Source organism: Litorivivens sp., assembly GCF_057445395.1.
In genome coordinates this window covers 152596-175247 of the sequence record NZ_JBVBUV010000001.1, presented here as the reverse complement: position 1 = coordinate 175247, position 22652 = coordinate 152596, and the positions used below count along the sequence as shown (strand labels likewise).

Genomic DNA, 22652 nt, shown 5'->3' with positions numbered 1-22652 from the left:
GCTGACTGAGCACTGACAGCAGACACAATTAGACCACAAGCCAATAGCAGTGACTTCGGGGCGAGTGGGGGTTTATGCATCGTTATTTCCCTCTGTAATCGCTATAGGCTGGGAGAAGGAAAACCTCGCAACCATTCAACGACTATAAAAAGGACTGACACATTTAGTCAACAGTGATGTATATATAAAAGCAGCCAAACGACGCAGCACAGCGGTCGCGAAACCCAAATAGACATCAGGGGAGGAAGTTTCATCGCGTATTCGTATGAGTAAGCGATTGTAGTTTTGGAAGCAAGCTTCACCTCTCTTCCTATGAAAGAGAGGTGAAGGAAACGGAGGATCAAGCGTTAACGTCAACCACCAGGCGGCCTTTGATCTTGCCGGCCAGTACATCCTTGGCGACATCGACGGCGTCAGCAAGCTTGATATCGGTCGCGACAGACTCAAGCAGATCGGCATCCAGATCACGGGCCAGGCGATCCCACGCCGGCTTTCGTACAGCCAACGGCGCCATCACACTGTCAATTCCATAGAGCGTTACGCCCCGCAGAATAAAAGGCATCACTGTGGTTGGAAATTTGGGGCTCTCTGCAAGGCCACAAGCCGCCACGGCGCCACGGTACTTGGTCTGGGCACAGGCATTGGCCAGCGTATTGCCACCGGCGGCGTCTACCACGCCCGCATAGATCTCTTTCTGCATGGGTTTACCAGCTTCTGACAAGGTAGCGCGATCGATAATGCTCTTGGCGCCCAGACCTTTCAGATAGGCTTCTTCACTCGTTTTACCTGTAGACGCAACCACACTGAACCCGGCTTTTGCCAGCAGCGCAATCGCGATACTGCCAACGCCACCACTGGCGCCCGTTACCAAAATATCCCCGTCTTCCGGTTTGATACCGTGATTTACCAGCGCCTCAACACACAGCGCCGCTGTGTAACCAGCAGTGCCAATAATCATCGCCTGACGGGCATCAAATGCCGACGGCAACGCAACCAGCCAGTCACCTTTAAGACGCGCATACTGAGACAGGCCACCCTCGTGGGTCTCACCGACGCCCCAGCCGTTCAACACAACGCGGTCACCTTTTTTCCAGTTGGCGTGGCTGCTTTCTTCCACAGTTCCAGCCAGATCAATACCGGGCATCATCGGCCACTTGCGCACCACCGGAGAAGCTCCGGTAATGGCCAGCGCGTCTTTATAATTAATGGTGGAATAATCGACCTTTACCAGCACATCGCCCTCTGGCAACGCACTTTGATCCAAGTCTTTTACGGCAACGGTTTGGCCGTCATCAGTTTTCTCAATCAGGATTGCTTTCATTAGTGAAGTCCTTAGGTTTCGAAATTCAGCGCCATTCAACGCCAGCCACTAGCCGAAGAGAATGGCGCCCGATATGCGTAGGCATCGCAGCATAACCAAGCGCCTGACACTATTCAACAGCGCTGTCGAATAGCATTAGTTCATGTAGCGGCCACCGTTGGCGCTCAAGGTGTGACCCGTGATATAGCCCGCCTCTTCTGATACCAGGAAGGCAACCGCGGCCGCCATATCTTCCGGCGTACCCAGACGCTGCACCGGGTTACGCAGACCAATGGCTTCCGCACCGCCTGGCAAACCGCCTTTGGCTTCAAGGTTACGCAGCATGGGTGTATCCACCGATCCTGGCGGCACGTTGTTTACCGTAATACCCTTCGGCCCCAGCTCTACTGCCAACGCTTTAGTCAAACCGATAACACCGCCTTTTGACGCAACGTAATGCGCCATATTTGGCGAACCGGTCTGTGTGCTCGACGATGAGATATAAACAATACGACCCCAGTTTTCCGCAATCATATCGTCCAGCACTTCTTGGGTAACAATAAATGAACCGTTCAGATTGATATTGATCACTCGATTCCATTCATCATCGGTCATTTTGGTAATAGCGCCCGTGGCATGAACGCCCGCAGAATTGACCATGATGGTAACCGGCCCCAACTCAGCACGCGCCTTCGCCACCGCCGCTTTAACCACGGCTCGGTCGGAGACATCCACTTTACTGGTGATAGCGCGCTGGCCAAGAGCCCGAACATCTTCGGCCACTTCTGCCATCAGTTCTTCGTTCAGATCCCAGATGGCAACATCCACACCACTCTTCGCAAGTCGCCGGCAACAGGCTGCGCCAATCCCAGACGCACCACCGGTCACCACCGCCACTCTTTTTGTTTCTGTCATTGTATAAACCTCAATATATGCGTGCAGCGCCGCCAATGACCGCCTGCAAAAACACGGCCCTTGGCAAATCAACATGTTAACAACACTGTTGACTAATATAAACATCCGCGCCTATTATGCAAGTCGCAGTTCAAATATGTACGGATGAAACATATGAACTATAAAGTTTCACAAGAACATAAATCCCCAGATTTTAAGCCAAGATAACACCATAGGCCGGAGGAAGCCGTGCAAAAACCAGACAAGTTTCCATACAAATTAAATCGTGTTACCGCGATTGCAGGAATAGCGGCAGGTACCGCTATTAGCGCGATTTCCTTCCCCGCACTGAGCCAGGAACAGGCCGCTGCACGTGCCACCCTGGAAGAAGTGATTGTCACCGCCCAGCGCCGCGCCGAAAGTCAGCAAGATGTCGCGATCTCAATGACAGTGCTGAGTCAGGAGCAACTTGCCAATGCCAACATGACAAATTCCAGTGATCTGGCTGACTACACCCCCGGGCTGTCGATCAATAACCGTTTTGGGCCGGAAAACGCCTCCTTCTCTCTGCGCGGATTTACCAAAGCACTGCGCACCACCGCGTCTGTCGGCGTGTATTTTGCGGAAGTTGCCGCACCACGCGGCCAAAACGTACAGACCTCGGGCGATGGTGCCGGGCCCGGCACCATGTTTGACCTGGAAAACATTCAGGTACTAAAAGGCCCCCAAGGAACCCTTTTTGGTCGTAACACCACCGGTGGCGCCATTTTATTCGTGCCCCGCAAGCCCGCCGATGAATTTGAAGCTTACGTTGAATTCAGTGCCGGCGACTACAACCTGCGCCAACAGCAAGCGGTTATAAATCTGCCAATCTCAGAGCGCTTTAAATTGCGCCTGGGCCTTGATATCAAAGAGCGTGACGGCCATCTCAACAACATCACCGGTATTGGTTCAGACGAACTGGGTAACGCAGATTACACCGCTCTGCGCGCCAGCGCGCTGTTTGATGTGACAGACAATATCCAAAACTACACCGTCATCAATTACGCTGATTCCGAAACCTACGGCACAACATCGCGATTATTCGACTGCACCGACGAAAGCCCAACCCAAAACCCGGTCGTAGCCTTCACCGGCGTCGGCTGCCAACAGCAACTGCAACGTCAGCGTGACACCGGTCAGGACGGCTGGTTTGACGTCGTCAGCACAGTTTCCAAACCCATCGCGCTGATTGAAGATTTGCGCATCATCAACAAATTCAGCTGGGACATCACAGAAACCATTACGATCAACAACATCCTGGCCTACTCGGAACTGCTGACGGAAAACACCTCGGACATCTTCGGCACCCAATTTACGGAAACCCAGGCAGCCCTCCTAGGCATGGGCATTCCCGGCGCGACCGTGCCCGGCTTAGTCGACCCCCGTAGGGAATTCTCACCCGGTATCTCACTGACCAGCCCCGATCGCCCGGTTACCGACCAGCAGGGACGCGTTGCGGAAATCCAGGTGCAAGGCCTATTTTTCGACGGCCGTCTTGATTGGCAGGCAGGACTCTACTACGAAGACAGCCTGCCCAATGGTGTCAGCGGCAACGACGCTGCCATTTTGATTTCCTGTGATCTATCCACCATTGCCACTGGCGACCCCAATCAATACAACTGCTTTGACGCTACCGGCGGGGTACTGGGCAGCGTTTCACAGATTTACAACGAAACGACATATCGCAACAAGGCCGTCTATGCCCAAGCCACCTATGACGTTTTAGAGTGGTTCAGCATTACAGCCGGCGCGCGGTATACCTGGGATGACACACTCGGACAAATCCGTTTTTTCCGCCATACCTTTGCCGGCACAGCACGTCAGGCCCCCATTGTCGCCAACGAGCGCGCATCCCAGCACAGCGAAGCACCCACCGGGCTGTTTGAATTGCAGTTTCGCCCATGGAACGACGTGATGGTGTACGGAAAATACGTGCGCGGTTACCGCCAGGGTAGCGTGAATATGGCCGCCGACTTCGGCATCCAGACCCACGACAAAGAAACTGTTGATACCTTTGAGCTTGGGGCCAAAACCACGTTTAGCTGGCCAATTCCTGGCCGCTTTAACGTCTCAGTTTTTGACAACGACTTCACCGACATGCAGCTGCAAGGTGGTTACGTATCCCCCACCAAGGGGCCAACTACCGCGATTTTTAACGCCGGCAGTGCCGAAATTCGAGGCGGCGAAATTGAAGCGTATTTTCAGTTAACCGAAGATCTGTCGCTGGCTTTGTCGTACTCGCGCTTGATAACCGAACTGCTGGAGCAAGACGACAACGGCGACAAAGTGGCTGCAGCCGGCGGCCCCATCGCGGGCGCCACCTACAGCTCCAGTGCAGACGTGGGTGAAACCCTGCCTTTCGCGCAGGACAAAGCCTATACCGCCAACGTCAATTATCGCCTGCCTTTACCACACGAAATTGGCATGATCAGTGTGGGCGCGACCTACATCTATACCGGCGCACAGCGTCAGTCTTCTGGTAGCAGTACACCTTTTGATGTGCTCGACCCCTACAGTCTGATCAACGCCAACATCACCTGGAACGATATGTTTGGTGTACCGCTTGACCTGAATTTTTTCGTCACCAATGTTCAGGATAAAGAGTACGAGGTGTACCTGTCTGGTACTGACGGTTCGCTCGGGTTTACCTCTCGTCAGATGGGCCTGCCGCGTATGTACGGCGCTCGCCTGCGCTACAACTTTTAAGGTACGTAACCAAGCCGGCGGCTCTCTGTCGCCGGCAGCCCTCCCAAACTTGCCTGCATCGGCTACACGATTGGCTGCGTGACGCCATCGTCGCGGCTGCAGTCAAGAGGCATATCAGCCGCAATCAACTGGCCACATCCTCGCTACACAGACCCATGCTAGCCTGCCCGCGTCGTATACCTGATAAGCAGCAGAGGCAGGAATGACTGCCAACCTGCCGCTTATTTATACAACACTGATGATGACTTAAATATGAAACATGGTATGCTGTAAATGCTGACGAACATGATAATAAAGAAGGAGGTGCTCAATGCGGTACGGGAAAATCACCTGGACTAAGTGCGCCAGTCTCGCTGCAGCACTAACTGCAAGCGCAGCGTATGCCCAGGACGGCACTAACACTAACAATACCCGCGAGGTAAAAACCTCGGCTTTGGAAGAGGTTATCGTTACGGCAACACGACGCGAAGAAAGCGCGCAAGATGTTGCCATCTCCATTACCGTTTTCTCCGACGAACAGATCGCCAACGCCAACATGACCAATGCGGCGGATCTTGCGACCTATACTCCCTCTTTGAGTACAAACACGCGTTTTGGGAATGAAAACACCTCCTTTTCGTTACGTGGTTTTACACAATCGTTGCGAACCGCTGCATCGGTAGCAACCTACTTTGCCGAGGTCGTCGCACCGCGCGGCCAAACCTCACAAACCTCCGGTGACGGCGCAGGTCCAGGTTACTTCTACGATCTGCAGAATGTGCAGGTACTTAAAGGGCCCCAGGGCACTTTGTTTGGTCGCAACACCACTGGCGGCGCCGTACTGCTGGTACCCAACAAGCCCTCCGATGAATTTGAAGGCTATATTGAACTGTCAGATGGCGACATGGGAATAAGCCGACTCCAGGGGGTGGTCAACTTCCCGGTTGCCGACAATTTCAAGATTCGGTTTGGTGTGGATAAGAACGAACGCGACGGCCATCTTAACAACGTTGCCAACATCGGTGCGGAGGCGCTTGGCAACACGGACTACACTGCACTGCGCCTCAGTGTCGTCTGGGATATCACCGACGATCTGGAAAACTACACGATATTCAACGTCGTAGACTCGGAATCAAAGGGCTATACGTCGCGGCTATTTACCTGCAATGACAACGCAGACCCGAGCGTCAATACCTTTTACGCGCTCACCGGCCCCGCCTGTGCTCAGCAGCTGGAACGTCAGGAAGCGATGGGGCAGCGCGGCTGGTACGATCTGGTTAGCACCATCGCCACACCGATCACAACCATCCAGGAAAAGCGCGTCATCAACACCACTACCTGGAATCTGAGTGACACCGTTACACTGAAAAACATTCTGGCGTATTCACATCTGGAAACTGAAAACGGCTCCGATATCTTCGGCACACAGTTTACCGAAACCGCCGCAGGTCTAACTGCATTAGGCGGTATATTCCCCGCCCCGCTTCCCGGTGCTGATCCACGACGCGAGTTCGCTGTGGGTGTCTCGGTTCCCAGCCCTGACATTCCGGTAACCAGTCAGGTCGGCTGGATAGAAGAAATCCAATTACAGGGCATTTCTTTTGACGGCCGCTTAATCTGGCAAGGCGGCGCCTACTACGAGAGCAGCAAGCCTGACGGTTTTTCCGGGAATACATCTGCCGGCCTTATCTCATGTGATCTCACGACCATAGAAAGCGCCGACCCGAACGACTACAACTGTTTTGATATAACCAATGGCACCTTGGGCAGCGTGCTGGATCAAGAATACAAAACGGAGTTTCTCAACAAAGCCGTTTACGCCCAGGCAAGTTACGATTTGCTACAAACCCTCAGCATTACCGCCGGCCTGCGTTACACCTGGGACGAGACCCGAGGTTTTGGCATCAAACGACGCCATACTTTCACCGGAGAAAATCGCAATCCGGACCCCATTGTGTCGATCTCCACGCCGGAGCAGGAGAGTAACGCCCCAACCGGTATGATCGAAGTAAGCTACCAGCCCATTAATGATGTCATGGTGTATGGCAAATATATTCGTGGTTACCGCCAAGGCAGTGTCAACCTGGCAGCAGACCCGGGCCTAGACTCTCACGATTACGAAACCGTGGACACCTACGAAATCGGCCTGAAGAGTCGTTTCGGCGGCTGGTTCCCGGGGCGCTTCAACATCGCTGTGTTTGACAACGAACTCACCGACATGCAGCTTCAATACGGCTATATCTCAGCAACCGCCGGGCCTACCACAACCGTTGCCAACGCCGGTGAAGCAGAAATAAAAGGCTTTGAAATAGAAGCCATGGTGCAACTGTATGAAGGCTTGACCGTCAATTTGTCCTACTCTGAACTCGACACCAAGCTCGTAGAGGCGGCGAACATTGACCCGCAAAAAGTGAATGACGCAGTAACAGCTGCCTCAGGCGACCCCTTCTCCGGTTTTATTGCCTCTCAGACAGCCACTCCCATCGCCGACAAGGGCGATGAGCTGCCATTTGCCGCCGAGCAAGCCTGGGTAGCGACGCTAAACTATCAGCTGCCCATTCCGGCCGAATGGGGCGTACTCAGCGCGAGCATGACCTATGTTCACACTGGCGAGCAGCGCGCGGCTGCCAGCAGCGCATCACCGTTTGCCATTCTGCCGTCCTACGACCTGATTAACTATAACGCGAGCTGGCTATCGATAATGGGCAGCGACTTTGATCTGTCGGTTTTCGCCACCAACGTCCGCGACGAAGAATATCTCACCTATATCTCAGGCACCTACAACACCCTCAGTTTTGAGTCTGTACAGGTCGGCCTGCCGAAAATGGTTGGTGCGCGACTGCGGTATAACTTTGGCAACTAGCCTTTGCGCTGCTTGAATCCACGGCGCTTCTGCTTCACGCAGAAGCGCCGTATTTACAAAGCATCTAATGCAAAGTACGTAACGTCCCGCAACGCGCTGCCTTAGATCTGCAGTTCCGGCATTCCGGCAAACAATTCCAACACCTCCGGATTACTCAGCGCATCGCGGTTTTTGACCGGCCGGCCGTGCACCGTGTTTTTCACAGCCAGCTCTGAAATTTTTCCTGAATGGGTTCGCGGCAAGTCACTAACCGCAATCACTTTTGCCGGCACATGACGCGGTGTGGCATTTGCGCGTATCTCCGCCTTGACTCGCTGCACCAGCGCCTCATTCAATTCAACCCCATCACGGAGCCGAACAAACAAGATTACCCGAACATCGTTGTCCCAGTTCTGACCAATGACCAGCGCCTCAAGAATTTCGTCAATGTTTTCTACCTGACGATAGATTTCAGCGGTACCAATACGCACGCCACCTGGATTTAGCGTGGCGTCGGAACGCCCATAAAAAATCATGCCGCCTTCTGGCGTCAACTCAACCCAATCGCCGTGGTACCATACATTGTCGAACTTACTGAAATATTCGTTGAAATAGCGCTCTTTACCGGGATCGTTCAGAAACCCGAGAGGCATGCCTGCATGCGCAGTTCGACAAACAAGCTCTCCTGGCTCACCTAACAGCGCTTCTCCCGCTTCGTTGTAGACCTGCACATCCTGACCTAAATGCCTTTTCTGGCACTGACCTGCATAGACCGGCCCAATTGGGTTAGCCCCAACGAAGCAGCCAATAACATCGGTTCCACCGGAAATCGAGGACAGGCACACATCGCTTTTCCATGCGTCGTAGACATAGACAAAGCCATCGGCTGACAGCGGAGATCCGGTCGAAAACAGCGTTCTTAGGTGTGGGAAATCGAAACGCTCAATCGGGCGTACGTTTTTCTTGGCCAGTGAATCCAGATACTTGGCAGAGGTGCCAAAGTGGGTGACGTTTTCCTGCTGAACCAATTGTGCTAGCGCGTAACCATCGGGAAAGGTCGGCGAACCTTCAAATAACACCAGCGATGCCCCCGAAGCCAAAGCACTTACCTGCCAGTTCCACATTGCCCAACCGCAGGTTGTGAAATACAGCATACGATCTCCCGGACGGATATCGCCTTGCAATTGATGCTCCTTCAGGTGGTGCAGTAGCGTACCACCAACGGAATGCACAAAACATTTTGGCAGCCCGGTGGTACCGGATGAAAACAGAATAAAAAGCGGATCGCGAAACGAAACCCGAGTATAGAAAACCGCTTGCGGCGTGTAATCCGTCAGGAGCGAATCCAGTAATATGCCCCGACTTCCCAAGGCAGTAATATCTGGCTGCGAATTCGCATAAGGGATCACCACCACTTTCGCAATACTGTCCACCTGGTCACACAGTGCACTCACCGTGTTCAGCGAATCAAAGGGCTTTCCGTTGTAGCAGTAGCCATCGGCCGTAAACAGAACCTTGGGTTCGATCTGCCCGAAACGATCCACCAGACCGCTCAGACCGAAATCCGGCGAACAAGAAGACCAAACAGCCCCCAGCGATGTCGTCGCCAGCATTGCTGCAACGGTTTCGGGCAGGTTCGGTAAATACCCCGCCACCCGATCGCCTCGCCCAACGCCCTCGGCTTTCAGCGCCTGTTGCAAACACGACACCTTATCGAGCAGATCCTGTCGCGACCATTCATGACGCTCACCATTTTCACTGCAAAAAATCAGGGCGGGACCATCAATATCTCTCGCCAGCAAATTTTCCGCATAGTTAAGTTGAGCCTGCGGAAACAATTCTGTATCTATCAGCCGTTCCGGATAGCGAATAACGCTACTACCCGGGTCGCCGACTACACCACAAAAATCCCAACAGGCACGCCAGAAACTTTCAGGCTCATCAAGTGACCATTGCCACACTGCATCGTAGGCATCCTCCGCTTCTTCAAAACCGCGATGTTGCGCGCAAATAAAATGGTACAGCAACGTGTTTTCAACGCGCTGTTGAGATGGCTTCCAGAGCAACTGGGACATGGTTTCCTCAAATAAATTTTACCGGACAGTTAGGCAGTTCAGCCCCTAACACGCCGCATGGTCATCGAATGCTGAAAGCGAGCGGCCGGGTGCGTATTGATGGTGACCTGGGCCTTACTGCCACTGGACGTTTTGTATGTACGCCTTACTTCGAGCGCCGCCGAACCCGGCTTTACCTGCAGGCCACCGGCAAGTTTTCCGCTCACCAGGGTTGCAGAAATCTGCTGTTGTACTTCAATAATGCTCAGACCAAACATGTCTTCAATCAGTGGGAAGACCGGTCCAGCATGGCGCTGCAGTATCCTGCCCACTGCAGCATAATCTCGATTGATGTAATACTCGGTCCAGCACAGAGCCTCATCACCCGTGCGAGCGCGGCGATAACCGAGCACCTGCAACCACTCGTCACCCTCGTTCAGCCCGGCCCGCTCGGCCAACTTCCCATCGACACGAATCATAGTGATGGAGTCCACCTCAAACCGGGCATCCGAGGCAAATGCCAGCAGGTCATTAATCGACATAACCTGATGAATATCGCTGCCCGACGATTTCGGAGGGATTACAACCGTGCCCGCCCCCTGGCGCGACTCCACTAGGCCGTCGTTGCGCAGTACGCGCAGCGCCTCCCGAACGGTATGACGACTGACCTCATAGCGTTTGCACAACTCGTCTTCCGTAGGTAGCAGCGAACCGACCGGCTGCGCACCACTAACAATGTCGTCTAGCAAACTCTGGGCAACCTGGCGGTACAAGGGCCCAGCGGCTTTGCTTTTTACTGTACTGTCCTGCTCACCGGTTTCGCGCGGAATATCTGGCAACTGTAACCCCCTGAGAATAGCCCGGAAAAACAACAACCAACTATACAGCTTGTACGTACATATAAGGAAGACAATTTCATAATTTCAACTATATTCCCCTGTTTTACAGTGATTATCAATTTTTATGTACGGACATATTGCATTAACCATAAAAAACTGCGAAGGTTCACTAATAAACACCACTGTCGACCAAGTGTAGGCTTTCCTCAGAGCAATTAGCCTGCGCCGTGACTAACAGGAGGACGCATGACAACCGATGCCCCCACGGAATTTCTTTCCGAGGCCGCCAACATTCCGGTCGAAGCTTATTTGTCAGAAGACTATGCCCGCGCTGAGCGCGACAAACTGTGGCGCAAAGTCTGGCTACAGGCAGGTCGCGTCGAAGAGATTCCAAACATTGGCGACTACCTCACCTACGAAATACTCGACGACTCCGTCATTATTATTCGCACCGCAACCGATACCATTCAGGCCTACCATAATGCCTGCCCGCACCGCGGCCGCCGTCTGATCGACGTCAAAAAAGGGACTCGCAATGCCAAAGGCACCCGCAACCAGTTCATTTGTGGCTTTCACGGCTGGCGCTTCAATCTAGAAGGCGAGAACACCCATATACCTCACAAGGAAGATTGGCAGGGCGCACTGTCAAAGGAATGCACCAGCCTAAGCAGCGTTAACCTAGACACCTGGGGCGGCTGGCTATGGGTTAATTTGAATCCAGACTGCGAACCCCTCGCAGATTTTCTCAAGCCCGTACCGCAAATGCTTGAACCTTACCAATTGCACAATATGCGCTACCGCTGGCGCAAATGGGGCGTATTCAACTGCAACTGGAAAGTGGCCATGGAGGCCTTTAACGAAACCTACCACGTACAAACTACACACCCGGAATTCAACCAGTATGGGCAATTCCGAGGCTGGGCCAAAGTGCAAGGTATCCACAGCAATATCGGCTATGAACGCCCCAAGGATATGGATGCCAATCAGTCCGGAAAGCTGCGTATCGGCACCGAGAATGATCCGCGCATCGCCACTGCCGAAATGCAGAAATATACCTGGGAAAAAGCCAATACCAATACTACCGAAACACTGGTCAAGGCAGCTGAGCGTCTTGCAGAAGAACTACCCGAAGGCACACCGCCCACAGAGGTACTGCAACACTGGCTGGCCTCGGCCCGCGCTGACGATGAAAAGCGGGGGGTAATCTGGCCTACCGTTGACCCGGCCCATGCCAGCGAAGCCGGCACAGCCTGGCAGATATTCCCTAATTTTCAGATCGGCCATGCGGTCAATAATATGCTGTGCTATAGCGCACGCCCCTACGGCTACGATCCCGACAAATGCATCTTTGAAGCCGCGGTTTACGAACTGTTTCCACAAGGCGAAGAGCCGACCACCGAATGGGAGTTTTGCCCGCCAACGGAAGAGGCCTGGTGTTACGTGCTATCGCAAGATTTCTCCAACATGGAGGCGGTCCAGCAGGGCATGAAATCCGTCGGCTTTACCGGCCCGAAGCCCAACCCCTACATGGAACGCGCCACCGTCAATTTGCATCACAATCTGGCCCGATATATGGGCACCGGCGAGCCAAAGAAATTTAAATAAACCGTATTCACATCCTATCTTGAAAGGGCAAAACAGCATGTACGCAGACGAAAAAAGTTCCGCGCCAACAACCCACGACAGCGCAAAGAGCACTATTCCAGTCTATGAGCGAGTGCTCGAACTACTTGAAGCCGAAGGCGTAAAAGCCGTATTTGGTATTCCCGACCCCAACTTTGTCCACCTGTTTGTGGCAGCGGAGAAACGCGGCTGGCAAGTGGTTACCCCCCACCACGAACTGTCGGCTGGCATGATGGCCGAAGCCTACACCCGCATTAACGGCACACCGGCCCTATGCATCTCAACGCTTGGCCCTGGCATCGCACTGGCTTCAGGGTCCATGATGAACTCGCTGGTAGAAAACTCACCGGTCATTTATTTGGGGGGGCAGCGCGCACGGATCACCGAACGCCGCGTACGTCGTGGACGCATTCAGTTTATCCAGCAGGAAGACCTATTCAAAAACTCGGTGAAGTGGAGCGCCAGCATCGAGTATCCAGATCAGACCGACGAAATTATTCGCCATGCCCTGCGCGTGTGCCAGTCTGGCACCCCCGGCCCTGTTTACATAGAATTCCCCGGCCACGTCATCCACCACGAGTTGGATGTTCAACCTGCCCTACCACCCAGCGAATACCGCCTGGTTGAACCCGGCGCCGATGGCAGCATGGTCGCCAAAGCCGCCCAATTGATCAAAAATGCCGAGTGCCCCATTTTGCTTGTTGGCCACGCCGTGCAGTGTACTCGCGCCGGTCAGAAAGTTCGTGAACTGGCTGAGCTGATGGGCTGTCCGGTACTGCAGACCTCCGGCGGTACCGCTTTTATTGAAGGCATCGAAGATCGTACCTTCCCCTACCTATTTGCAGAAGTCGCCGATGAGATCGTTGCCAAATCCGACGTCGTCGTGGCTATCGGCACGGAAATTGGCGAACCGGTACACTACGGACGCGGCTACTTGTGGGCCGAAGGCAACACCGACCGAAAATGGATCAATATCGAACTGGACGCAGAAGCGATCGGCCAGAATCGCCCCATAGATGTTCCGTTAGTCGGCGACTTGCGCACGGTAGTGCCCCAACTTTGCGCTGCTCTGAAAGACAGCCCCCGCGCTGAACACCCGGATCTGCCACGCTGGATTAAAGAAGACAGCGCCCGCCTGAAAGCGCTCACGGAACAGGATTTCACCACCCCCAGCGGCCGCGTTCACACCGGTCAGTGGGTTATAGAAACCACCAAAGCCATGCCCGAAGATGCCATTCACGTGCGCGACGGCGGCTGCACCGTAATCTTTACCTGGACCTACCTGCAGAGCAAACCGCGCGATGTGGTGTGGAATCAGAACTTCGGCTGCCTCGGTACCGGCCTGCCCTACGCCATTGGCGCCTCAGTCGCCGACGGTGGCAAACGCCCGGTTTTGTTTACCACGAGCGATTCCTCCTTCCTCTATCACATCGGTGACCTTGAAGTGGTACAGCGCCTCAAACTGCCCATGGTTATAGTCGTTGCGGTAGACAATGCCTGGGGCTTGGAAGTAGGCGTTTACAAACGCACTTTCGGCCACGGCAACACCACTGAACCCGGTGTGCACTGGAGCAAAGATGTACGCTTTGACAAAGCCGCTGAAGCGCTTGGTTGCCAGGGCATGTATGTGGAAAAAGGCGAAGATCTCGGCAAAGCCGTAAGCGACGCTTTCGCCAGCGGCAAGCCCACGGTAATTCACGTACCCATTGATCCCGTGATCAACCACGGCGGTAACGAAAACCTGGATACACCGAACTACGACCGTTTTCGCACGTGGTATGCCGAAGGCCAACAATAAGCACCTGAACTGGCTCAACACTCCGCCCCTCGACCAAAGGAGAGGGGTGAGGCAAGAGCCAAAGACTTATTAGTATCTAGAAAAAAGGATTACAACGTGCCCTCCCAAGGCCCTCTAAAAGGCGTACGCGTTATCGATTTGACCGCTATGGTTATGGGGCCCTATTCGACCCAGATTATGGCGGACATGGGTGCCGATATAATCAAGATCGAACCGCCCGCTGGCGATAACACCCGCTTTGTTTCAAAAGGCCCGATACCGGGCATGAGCGGAGTGTTTGTGAATGTGAATCGCGGCAAGCGCAGCGTCGTACTCGACCTGCGCTCCGACGAAGGCAAACAGGCGCTCACCAAACTGATCGAAACCGCCGATGTCTTTATTCATTCCATGCGCGGTAAAGCCATCAAGAAACTCGGCTTCGATTACGAAGCCGTCAGCGCGATCAAACCAGACATTGTCTACACCAACTGCTACGGGTACAGCCGGCGCGGTCCCAACGCCGATCACCCAGCCTACGACGACACTATTCAGGCAGACTGCGGCCTGCCCTACGTGCAACAACTGCTCACCGGTGACGCTAACTTTGTGGGCACCATCATGGCAGATAAAGTTGCCGGCATGACTGCGCTTTACTCCACCGTCATGGCACTGTTTCACCGCGAACGCACCGGCGAAGGTCAAGAAGTGGAGGTGGGCATGTTTGAAACCATGGCGTCTTTCATGCTGGTAGAACACGCCAATGGCGCCTTGTTCGCCCCCCCGCTCGGCCCGGCTAACTACCACCGCGCAGTGGCCCCGAACCGAAAACCCTACAAAACCAAAGACGGCTACATTGCGGCACTGGTGTACAACGACAAACACTGGTCGCTCTTTATGGAGGCGGTGAAACCCGCGTGGGAAAGCCCAGAGTTCGAAAAGCTGGAACAGCGCGCCAATCGTATTAACGAAGTTTACGGCCTGCTCGGCGAAACCTTTCTCGAACGAACCACAGACGAATGGCTGGAACTGTTGAACCGGCTCGGTATTCCTGCGGCGCCGCTGCGTACTCCCGATGAGCTATTTGAAAACGAACACCTCAACGCCATCGGATTTTTTGAAACCGTAGATTCAGACTACGGCCCGCTGCGCTTTCCCGGTATACCCACCTGGTTCTCGAAAAGCCCCGGCAAAGTGGCCGGGCCAACGCCGAAGCTAGGTGAAAACACCGATGCGATACTGGCAGAACTGGATATGGTCAAGGCCGGTGAAGAACCACATCTACCCGAAACAGGCAGTGATCTAATTTAAAGCGCCCCCTCTCCCTCTGGGGGAGGGTCGGGGTGAGGGCCAATCCCTCATCCAAACCTTCTCCACGAAGGGGAAGGCTTAACTTCAATTCCATTAAGGAGTGAAATCATGGATTTTTCGCTCACCGAAGATCAGCAAAATATACGCGACGCCGTACTCAAACACTGCTCGCAATTCTCCGACGAATACTGGCTGGAACAGGACCGCAAAGGCGAATTTCCGGTTGAGTTTCACAAGTCCATGGCCGAAGCCGGTTGGCTCGGTGTCGCCATGCCAGAATCGGTTGGCGGCGCTGGGCTTGGTATTACTGAAGCCGCCATTATGATGCAGGCGGTGGCCGAGGCCGGCGGCGGCATGACCGCCGCCTCGAGCATTCACGGACCGGTTTTCAGTTTGGAACCCATCGCCCATTTCGGCACTGAAGAACAACAGCAGCGCATGATCCCGCCGATCCTCAGTGGCGAGCAAAAAATGTGCTTTGCGGTGACCGAACCCAACGTCGGGTTGGATACCACCAAACTGAAAACCCGCGCCGTAAAGTGCGACGGCGGCTATAAAGTCACAGGCGAAAAAATCTGGATTACGAACGCCCATGTCGCCGACAAAATGATGTTGTTGGCACGCACTACGCCGCTGGACGAAGTGAAAAAGAAAACCCATGGTCTGTCGCTGTTTTTTACCGACATCGATCACAGCAAAATTGAAACCCAGCTGATACCCAAAATGGGTCGCCACGCCGTTGGCTCAAACATGGTCTTTATGAATGACTTTTTCATCCCGGAAGAAGACCGTATTGGCGCTGAAGGCGACGGCTTCAAAATAATTCTGAAAGGGCTAAATCCCGAACGCATTTTGCTCGGCGCCGAGGCCATTGGACTGGGTCGGGTAGCCATCCAGCGCGCCGCCAAGTATGCTCAGGAACGCGTTGTATTTGATCGGCCCATTGGTATGAATCAGGGCATTCAACACCCGTTAGCCAAATGCTGGGCGCAGGTAGAGGCCGCCAACCTGATGGTGATGAAGGGCGCCAACCTTTTTGATAAGGGGCTGGAATGTGGTGTGGAAGCCAACACTGGAAAATACTTAGCCGCCGAAGCTGGATTTGAGGCCTGCCACACCGCCATGCTTACTTTGGGTGGTATGGGCTATGCACAGGAGTATCATGTGGAGCGCTACCTACGCGAAGTACTGATACCCAGAACCGCGCCGGTAAGCCCGCATATGATTTTGAATTTTATTGCTGAAAAGGTTTTGGAATTACCGAAATCCTATTAAGACCTCCGCAGGCAGAGCCAGCTCCCACAACAGATCACAATCATCGGTGGGAGCGAGCGCTGCTCGCAAAAAAAATAGACAGGAACATACCATGTCCGACCCCGTACGCTTCGACGCCCGCCCCGACGGCATCGCCATCATTACGCTAAACCAGCCCGAAACCCGCAATTGTCTCAGCCGGGAAATCCGCCAGGGATTATTTGACGCCTGGGATCGCTTCGAGCGCGATGACACACTACGCATTGCCATTCTCACCGGCAGCGGCGACAAAGCTTTTTGCGCTGGTGGCGATCTAAAGGAAATGGTGGAAACCGGCATGAAAGTGCCACCGCGCGAGCTGTTTCCGCTGCCCTACGATACCGTCGAACTCAGTAAACCCACCATCGCCGCTGTTAACGGTGTTGCCTTCGCTGGCGGCTGGATGATTGCACAGGCTTGCGATTTGTGCGTTGCCAGCACCCGGGCCAAATTTGCCGTTACCGAAGTTAAAGTCGGCCGCAGCTCACCCTGGGCCGCACCGCTGATTCACATGATTCCGCAGCGCATCATGATGGAAATTTTGCTGACCGGAAAGCCCATCACCGCCGAACGTGCTTATGAAATTGGACTGGTAAACCGGCTCGCAGAACCAGACAAGGTACTGGATGCCGCCATCGCGCTGGCGCAAGAAGTACTTGAAGGCGCACCGCTATCGGTACGTGCCGCCCGCGAAACGGTCATGCTCTCTACCGAAATGGGCCGCTCAGCGGCACTGCAGGCGGCACGTCATGCTTCGGAACATTGTTATAACAGTTACGATGCTCAAGAAGGCCCACGCGCCTTTGCTGAAAAGCGCAAGCCCATATGGAGCGGTAAATAATTTGGTCAAAGTATGGTTAACTTACGCACTCCTTTATCAGAGTATGTCGGTTAACCATGCCAGCTTCATCGCGTCGCACCCAGCCCGTGAAAACAACCAAAGGCCGCCCGCGCCAGCAGGATATCGCTGCGATAGAGCGAAAGATCCTGGAGGAAGCAATGGCGGAATTTCGCGAACACGGCTTTGGTGGCGCCTCATTAAACCGGGTGGTGAGCGCGGCTGGCATATCAAAAACCACTCTCTACTCTCGCTATTCCTCTAAAGCAGAATTGTTCATCGCTATTGTCCAGCAACAGATCACCGACATGGCTCCCGATTCCGTACTGCCAAAAACTCCGGATCTGGAAACCGGCCTTAAGGCTTTCGCCAATCATATTCTGCAAAAAAGCCTCAGTGACGAAATGAAGGACATCAACCGACTCATGCTAAGCGAATCCGTTCGCTTCCCGGAACTTGCCGCCGCTGCTGCGGACCGCACTGCACGCGGCATCAAGCGCATTGCCGCCTACATTGAAACCTGTGCCGACACCGACGGGGTCGCCTGCGGCAATGCCACCCGCGTGGCTGAAGTTTTTATCCTGATGATTCGCGGCTGGTATATGAATGTGCTGCTCACCAATCAGAAGGTTAGCGCAATCGCCCGCAAGCGTTGGGTGGACGATGCGGTTCAGATTCTTCTGAACGCACGCCAGAACTGGTAGCGATCTCCCCATTCGCTAACAGGCACACCCGCCACAACGCCACACAACTTCAGCATCGTGAACATACGCAGATAGCTGCTCTGAGCAGCAATGCTTGACCATTAATAGTACTGGTTAGTACTATTAATTGAGACCACTATCGAGCACCCCAAATGCGCTTAATTGCCACCCCCCTCAAGGACGATATCGGCATGGAGATCCATGCTGACATCGACACTCTCCTTAGCCCCGAAGTCGGGGCCCAACTGCGCAAGCTCCTGATTGACCGTGGCGTGCTGGTGTTCCGCACCTTGAACCCGGGAAACGAACAGCAGCTGGCACTCGCCGGCAATATAGGCACGCTGCGTCAAGAGCAGGGCCGCAGTATTTACAAAATCACCCTCGACAAAAACCAGAACGCCAACGCCGATTACCTAAAGGGCTCATGGCTCTGGCACCTGGACGGAACACACGACAGGATTCCGCCCTTCGCCACAATGCTCAGTGGAAAAGTGCTGTCGGAAACTGGCGGCCAGACCGAGTTTGCCAACTCCTATGCCGCTTACGAAACCCTGTCCGACGAAATGAAAAGACGGATCGAAAACCTCAAAGTGGTGCATAGCGTTGAAACGTCGATGCGCCGCGCCGGTATAGCGGCTACCGACCACAACCTCTCCAGTTGGCGATCAAACCCGAACACCACGCACCGACTGGTGTGGGAACATACATCCGGCCGCAAATCACTGGTGATCGGCTGCCACGCGGACCATATTGTCGGAATGGATCGCAAAGAGAGCGATGCCTTGCTGAAAGAGCTGCTCGACTGGGCCACCCAACCACGTTTCGTATACCGTCACGAATGGACCGTAGGCGATCTACTCATCTGGGACAACACTGGCGTGCTGCACCGCGCAGAACCCTACCCGCTGGACAGCGGCCGCGTAATGCACCGCTGCACACTGCTCGGCGAGGAAGCATTCAGCCACTGAGCAATAGTCCAATCGATCTACAGGAGAAAATCATGTCACTGAAAGGAAAAGTTGCCGTAGTTACCGGCGGCGGACGCGGTATTGGACGCGCCATCTGCGAGCGCCTAGCCCGCGACGGAGCAGCCATCGCCGTGTGGGAGCTCAACGCAGACACAGCAATGGAAACGGTGAGCGCGCTGGAATCTGCGGGCCACAAAGCCATCGCCTGCACCGGTGACGCCGCCGATGCAACCGTTGTTAAACGCTGCGCCGAAGAAACCCGCGCGGCCCTCGGCGAAGTGGATATCTTAGTTAACAACGCCGGTATTTCGGCCTTTGAAAAATTCCTCAGCATTTCCGAAGAGTCCTGGGATCGCATGATGCGCATCAATCTCAAAGGACCATTTCTCTGTACGCAGCAGTTCCTTCCCGCGATGATTGAGCGGGGATGGGGGCGAATCATCAATATTTCCTCGTCCTCAGCCCAAACCGGAGCCAAAAGCATGTCCCACTATGTCGCCTCAAAAGGCGGTGTTGTCGGTCTGACCAAAGGCTTGGCCATTGAGTTGGCCGAAACAGGCGTCACGGTTAACAACGTACCGCCTGGCTTTGTCGTCACGCCCATGCTGGAGGAATCACCGATCGATATCGACGGCTATGCCCGAACCACACCGATGAAACGACCCGGGCGACCAGAAGATATCGCGAGCGCCGTAGCCTATTTGGCCAGCGAAGACGCGAACTACATTACAGGTCACACATTGAGTGTTAATGGCGGGCGTTATTTAAACTAACCAAGTTTCTCGTTTCGAGGTAGCGAACATGATAAGAACACCCCCAACAAAATGGGACATGGAAGCCGACGTAGTGTGCATCGGCTCCGGAGCGAGTGGACTGGGTGCCGCAATCACGGCCCATGATCACGGGGCGAGCGCACTGGTACTGGAAAAATCCGACAAAGTTGGCGGCGTAACCGCCTTCTCGATGGGCGAGGTCTGGATACCCGGCAACCACTACGAAAAAGCGTTAGGTATCGATGACTCCGTTGAAAAAGGCATTGAGTACATCACCAATCTGGCAATGGGATACAGCGAAGCGTGGGCTGTGCGCAATCAGGCCATCCACGCCCCGGTTGCACTGGAATATTTCGAGAAGACCATTGGTCTCAAAATGATTCTGGTTAGGCATCTTCCAGATTACTACTACCCCTCGATTCAAGGCAGCACCGCTGAGGGGCGCTGCCTTGAAGCTGCTCCCTTCCCCGCTGAAACACTCGGTGAGTGGCAACACAAAACCCGAGTTTCTCCCCATGTGCCTTACGCCATGACTCATGACGATATTTTCAGCAATGGCGGCATGGCCAATATGGTGAACTGGGATTACACCATTATGGGTGAGCGCATGGCGAAGGACGAACGCTGTGCCGGGCCCGGCCTCGCCGCGTACTTTGTGAAAGGCGCACTGGATCGCAACATTCCCCTGCACACCAATACATCGGCCGAAGAACTGGTGATGGACGGCAACTGCGTGGTCGGCGTGCGTGCGGTACACCGCGAACGGGAACTTTTTGTGAAAGCCAATCGTGGCGTAGTAATCGGCGTCAGCAGTTTTGAGCGCAAGAAAGAACTTAGCCGTCGAATCGGTGCCATGCTCGATCCTGTGTCGATGGTGATGGATTCGATTCAGGGTACACACCTGCGCATGGCCGGCGAGGCCGGCGCACAAATCGCCCGGGTTCCCGATGTGAGTATGCTGGGGTTTCATGTGCCGGGCGAAGAGCAGGAAGAAGGCGTACCGCTCTGGCGAGGCGCCCTGCCGTTTATGGGCATGCCCCACTCACTGGTGGTGAACTCGCGGGGCCAGCGCTTTGCTAATGAGGCCTTCTATCGCTCGGTCTATTTTGGCCTGGAAGAAATCGATGCGATGACGCAAACCTATAAAAACTATCCCTGCTGGGTCGTGATGGATCATCAATCACGTCAGAAATATCCGTTTGGTTCTGTGATGCCCGGAGAGCGGATGCCCGCTGAACTGGGTGTCACCGCAGATACCCTAGAAGAGCTGGCCGAGAAAACCGGCATTGACGCTGCAGGCCTCCTTAATACCGTCACTACCTACAACGGCTACTGCGAAGCTGGTGAAGACCCGGATTTCAAACGTGGCACCTTCCCCTGGGGCGCGATGATGGCCGGTGATCCGAACCACAAACCCAACCCCAATATGGGGCCGATTAATCAGGGACCGTACTATGCCGTACGCCTGCACCGTATGGCCGGCGGCGGTATTACCGGCAGTGGCATACTGGCAGATCAGCACTGCCGAGCGATGGGCTGGGACAATCAGCCAATTAACGGACTGTACGTAACCGGCAACTCCCAGGTACGCATAGATAACGGCGCACTGATGCAGAGCGGTATCACCAACGCCCGGGGTATAACCCACGGCTATCTTGCCGGCCGACACGCCGCCGGCAAGCCGAGTGATCTGTTGCCAAAAGCCCTCGCCAGCGGAGACTTTGAATGATTCAGGCTGAACACAGTATTGCCATCAACGCGCCGATTACGTCGGTCTGGCACTACGTCAAAGACATTGAAAAGTGGGCCAATCTATTCCCTGGTTGCAAAGAGTGCCAGATCATCAACGACAATGAATCCAAATGGCTGATCAAGGTCGGCGCCGGCGGCATGGTCAAAACGGTCAATGTTCTGGTCGACGTAACAGCGTGGGCAGGGCCCGAGCAGGTCAGTTTTGCCTTCAAGCTTGAAAATGAACCCGTTTCCGGAACCGGGCTATACCGCGCCGAAACTACGGCCCCCGGCATTACCCACATTACCATGGGCGTTGAAGTAGCCGGTCGCGGCTCAATGGCACCGATGTGGGAAGCCGTCAGTAAACCCCTACTGCCGCAGCTGGCCAAGGTGTTCGCCTCTAGCCTGAAAGCGGAGATTGAATCGGCAACCCAGCCGGAAACAAGCCCCAGCATTTGGCAAAAATTCACCACCTATTTTGGCAACCTGTGGCTGGCGCTGCGAGGGACCACTGTGATTGAGCAGGACAATGCCGTGATTGAAAACCACAAATCTTTGGTACTAACATTTATTCAGGCGATGGGCGCTGGCGATCGAGAAACTGCCGCAGGCTGCCTGAACAGCGATGCCATCACCGTGGCCAAAGGTTACGGCAACTTCTCCGGCGTACGGGAATACGACACCATTGTGGGTACCATAGAAGCCTTCACCCAACTCTTCCCAGCGGGCCTGCAGCCCGACATTCTAACCGTTACCGGGGAGGGAGAACGCGTCATCGTCGAATTCGAGGGCAACGGAAAAACCTTTACCGGCGTCGAGTATCACAACCAATATTGCATGGTGTTCACGCTGAAGAACGGGAAAATTCAGCAAGTAAACGAATACTTCTGCAATAAACTCGCCGACGACGTACTGTGGCCACTGATTGCCGATAGCCAATCCGGCACTTAAGCATAATTCGGCTGGGCCACGTACACA

The 22652-nt window shown here is 54.4% G+C and carries 16 protein-coding genes; 12 read left to right on the top strand and 4 right to left on the bottom strand.

What is annotated here, in order from left to right:
* Positions 1-340: 340 nt before the first annotated feature.
* Positions 341-1321, bottom strand: coding sequence for an acrylyl-CoA reductase (NADPH) (gene acuI, locus AC222A_RS00680; RefSeq protein WP_372748057.1), 981 nt, complete (start codon positions 1319-1321; stop codon positions 341-343).
* A 135-nt stretch (positions 1322-1456) separates the two neighbouring features.
* The gene (locus tag AC222A_RS00675) at positions 1457-2215 is read right to left on the bottom strand and encodes an SDR family NAD(P)-dependent oxidoreductase (protein WP_372748056.1); all 759 of its coding nucleotides are present in this window, start codon (positions 2213-2215) and stop codon (positions 1457-1459) included.
* Positions 2216-2443: 228 nt separating this feature from the next.
* On the opposite strand from AC222A_RS00675, the gene AC222A_RS00670 reads away from it, so the two are divergent.
* Together AC222A_RS00670 and AC222A_RS00665 are read left to right on the top strand one after the other, a co-directional pair.
* A complete protein-coding gene (locus AC222A_RS00670; protein WP_372748055.1) occupies positions 2444-4942 on the top strand; it encodes a TonB-dependent receptor in 2499 nt (832 codons plus the stop codon).
* 310 nt (positions 4943-5252) lie between these two features.
* Positions 5253-7784, top strand: a complete 2532-nt coding sequence (locus tag AC222A_RS00665; protein WP_372758232.1) for a TonB-dependent receptor — start codon at positions 5253-5255, stop codon at positions 7782-7784.
* Between the two features lie 101 nt (positions 7785-7885).
* Here AC222A_RS00665 and AC222A_RS00660 read toward each other — a convergent pair whose 3' ends face one another.
* The gene (locus AC222A_RS00660) at positions 7886-9838 is read right to left on the bottom strand and encodes an acetoacetate--CoA ligase (RefSeq protein WP_372748676.1); all 1953 of its coding nucleotides are present in this window, start codon (positions 9836-9838) and stop codon (positions 7886-7888) included.
* Between the two features lie 38 nt (positions 9839-9876).
* A complete protein-coding gene (locus AC222A_RS00655; RefSeq protein ID WP_372748677.1) occupies positions 9877-10647 on the bottom strand; it encodes a GntR family transcriptional regulator in 771 nt (256 codons plus the stop codon).
* Positions 10648-10902: 255 nt separating this feature from the next.
* Here AC222A_RS00655 and AC222A_RS00650 point away from each other — a divergent pair, with 255 nt between their 5' ends.
* The 10 genes from AC222A_RS00650 to AC222A_RS00605 all read left to right on the top strand — a co-directional run bounded on the left by AC222A_RS00650 (position 10903) and on the right by AC222A_RS00605 (position 22625).
* Entirely contained in the window at positions 10903-12261 is a 1359-nt protein-coding gene (locus AC222A_RS00650) for an aromatic ring-hydroxylating oxygenase subunit alpha (protein WP_372748675.1), read from the top strand.
* Positions 12262-12298: 37 nt separating this feature from the next.
* Entirely contained in the window at positions 12299-14077 is a 1779-nt protein-coding gene (locus AC222A_RS00645; RefSeq protein WP_372748674.1) for a thiamine pyrophosphate-binding protein, read from the top strand.
* 96 nt (positions 14078-14173) lie between these two features.
* The gene (locus tag AC222A_RS00640; RefSeq protein ID WP_372748673.1) at positions 14174-15364 is read left to right on the top strand and encodes a CaiB/BaiF CoA transferase family protein; all 1191 of its coding nucleotides are present in this window, start codon (positions 14174-14176) and stop codon (positions 15362-15364) included.
* A 108-nt stretch (positions 15365-15472) separates the two neighbouring features.
* Entirely contained in the window at positions 15473-16639 is a 1167-nt protein-coding gene (locus tag AC222A_RS00635; protein ID WP_372765172.1) for an acyl-CoA dehydrogenase family protein, read from the top strand.
* 91 nt (positions 16640-16730) lie between these two features.
* Positions 16731-17498, top strand: a complete 768-nt coding sequence (locus AC222A_RS00630; RefSeq protein WP_372780779.1) for an enoyl-CoA hydratase/isomerase family protein — start codon at positions 16731-16733, stop codon at positions 17496-17498.
* Positions 17499-17554: 56 nt separating this feature from the next.
* Positions 17555-18199 (top strand): TetR/AcrR family transcriptional regulator, encoded by a 645-nt coding sequence (locus AC222A_RS00625; RefSeq protein WP_486774547.1) that lies wholly within the window; start codon positions 17555-17557, stop codon positions 18197-18199.
* A 152-nt stretch (positions 18200-18351) separates the two neighbouring features.
* Positions 18352-19167, top strand: a complete 816-nt coding sequence (locus AC222A_RS00620; RefSeq protein ID WP_372750723.1) for a TauD/TfdA dioxygenase family protein — start codon at positions 18352-18354, stop codon at positions 19165-19167.
* A 32-nt stretch (positions 19168-19199) separates the two neighbouring features.
* On the top strand, positions 19200-19940 hold the full coding sequence (locus AC222A_RS00615) for an SDR family NAD(P)-dependent oxidoreductase (protein WP_372758554.1): 741 nt from the start codon (positions 19200-19202) through the stop codon (positions 19938-19940).
* A 28-nt stretch (positions 19941-19968) separates the two neighbouring features.
* A complete protein-coding gene (locus AC222A_RS00610) occupies positions 19969-21669 on the top strand; it encodes an FAD-binding protein (protein WP_486774546.1) in 1701 nt (566 codons plus the stop codon).
* Positions 21666-22625 carry an SRPBCC family protein gene (locus tag AC222A_RS00605; protein WP_372758556.1) on the top strand — a complete coding sequence of 320 codons (960 nt, stop codon included), beginning with the start codon at positions 21666-21668 and terminating at the stop codon, positions 22623-22625. Before AC222A_RS00610 ends, AC222A_RS00605 begins: the two co-directional genes overlap by 4 nt.
* Positions 22626-22652: the final 27 nt, after the last annotated feature.

Excerpts from the sequence above, each read along its gene's own strand:
- AC222A_RS00625 (WP_486774547.1), top strand. The coding sequence starts at position 17,555 with ATGCCAGCTTCATCGCGTCGCACCCAGCCCGTGAAAACAACCAAAGGC.
- AC222A_RS00630 (WP_372780779.1), top strand. The coding sequence starts at position 16,731 with ATGTCCGACCCCGTACGCTTCGACGCCCGCCCCGACGGCATCGCCATC.
- AC222A_RS00660 (WP_372748676.1), bottom strand. The coding sequence starts at position 9,838 with ATGTCCCAGTTGCTCTGGAAGCCATCTCAACAGCGCGTTGAAAACACG.
- AC222A_RS00620 (WP_372750723.1), top strand. The coding sequence starts at position 18,352 with ATGCGCTTAATTGCCACCCCCCTCAAGGACGATATCGGCATGGAGATC.
- acuI (WP_372748057.1), bottom strand. The coding sequence starts at position 1,321 with ATGAAAGCAATCCTGATTGAGAAAACTGATGACGGCCAAACCGTTGCC.
- AC222A_RS00675 (WP_372748056.1), bottom strand. The coding sequence starts at position 2,215 with ATGACAGAAACAAAAAGAGTGGCGGTGGTGACCGGTGGTGCGTCTGGG.
- AC222A_RS00605 (WP_372758556.1), top strand. The coding sequence starts at position 21,666 with ATGATTCAGGCTGAACACAGTATTGCCATCAACGCGCCGATTACGTCG.
- AC222A_RS00665 (WP_372758232.1), top strand. The coding sequence starts at position 5,253 with ATGCGGTACGGGAAAATCACCTGGACTAAGTGCGCCAGTCTCGCTGCA.
- AC222A_RS00610 (WP_486774546.1), top strand. The coding sequence starts at position 19,969 with ATGATAAGAACACCCCCAACAAAATGGGACATGGAAGCCGACGTAGTG.
- AC222A_RS00650 (WP_372748675.1), top strand. The coding sequence starts at position 10,903 with ATGACAACCGATGCCCCCACGGAATTTCTTTCCGAGGCCGCCAACATT.
- AC222A_RS00635 (WP_372765172.1), top strand. The coding sequence starts at position 15,473 with ATGGATTTTTCGCTCACCGAAGATCAGCAAAATATACGCGACGCCGTA.
- AC222A_RS00645 (WP_372748674.1), top strand. The coding sequence starts at position 12,299 with ATGTACGCAGACGAAAAAAGTTCCGCGCCAACAACCCACGACAGCGCA.
- AC222A_RS00615 (WP_372758554.1), top strand. The coding sequence starts at position 19,200 with ATGTCACTGAAAGGAAAAGTTGCCGTAGTTACCGGCGGCGGACGCGGT.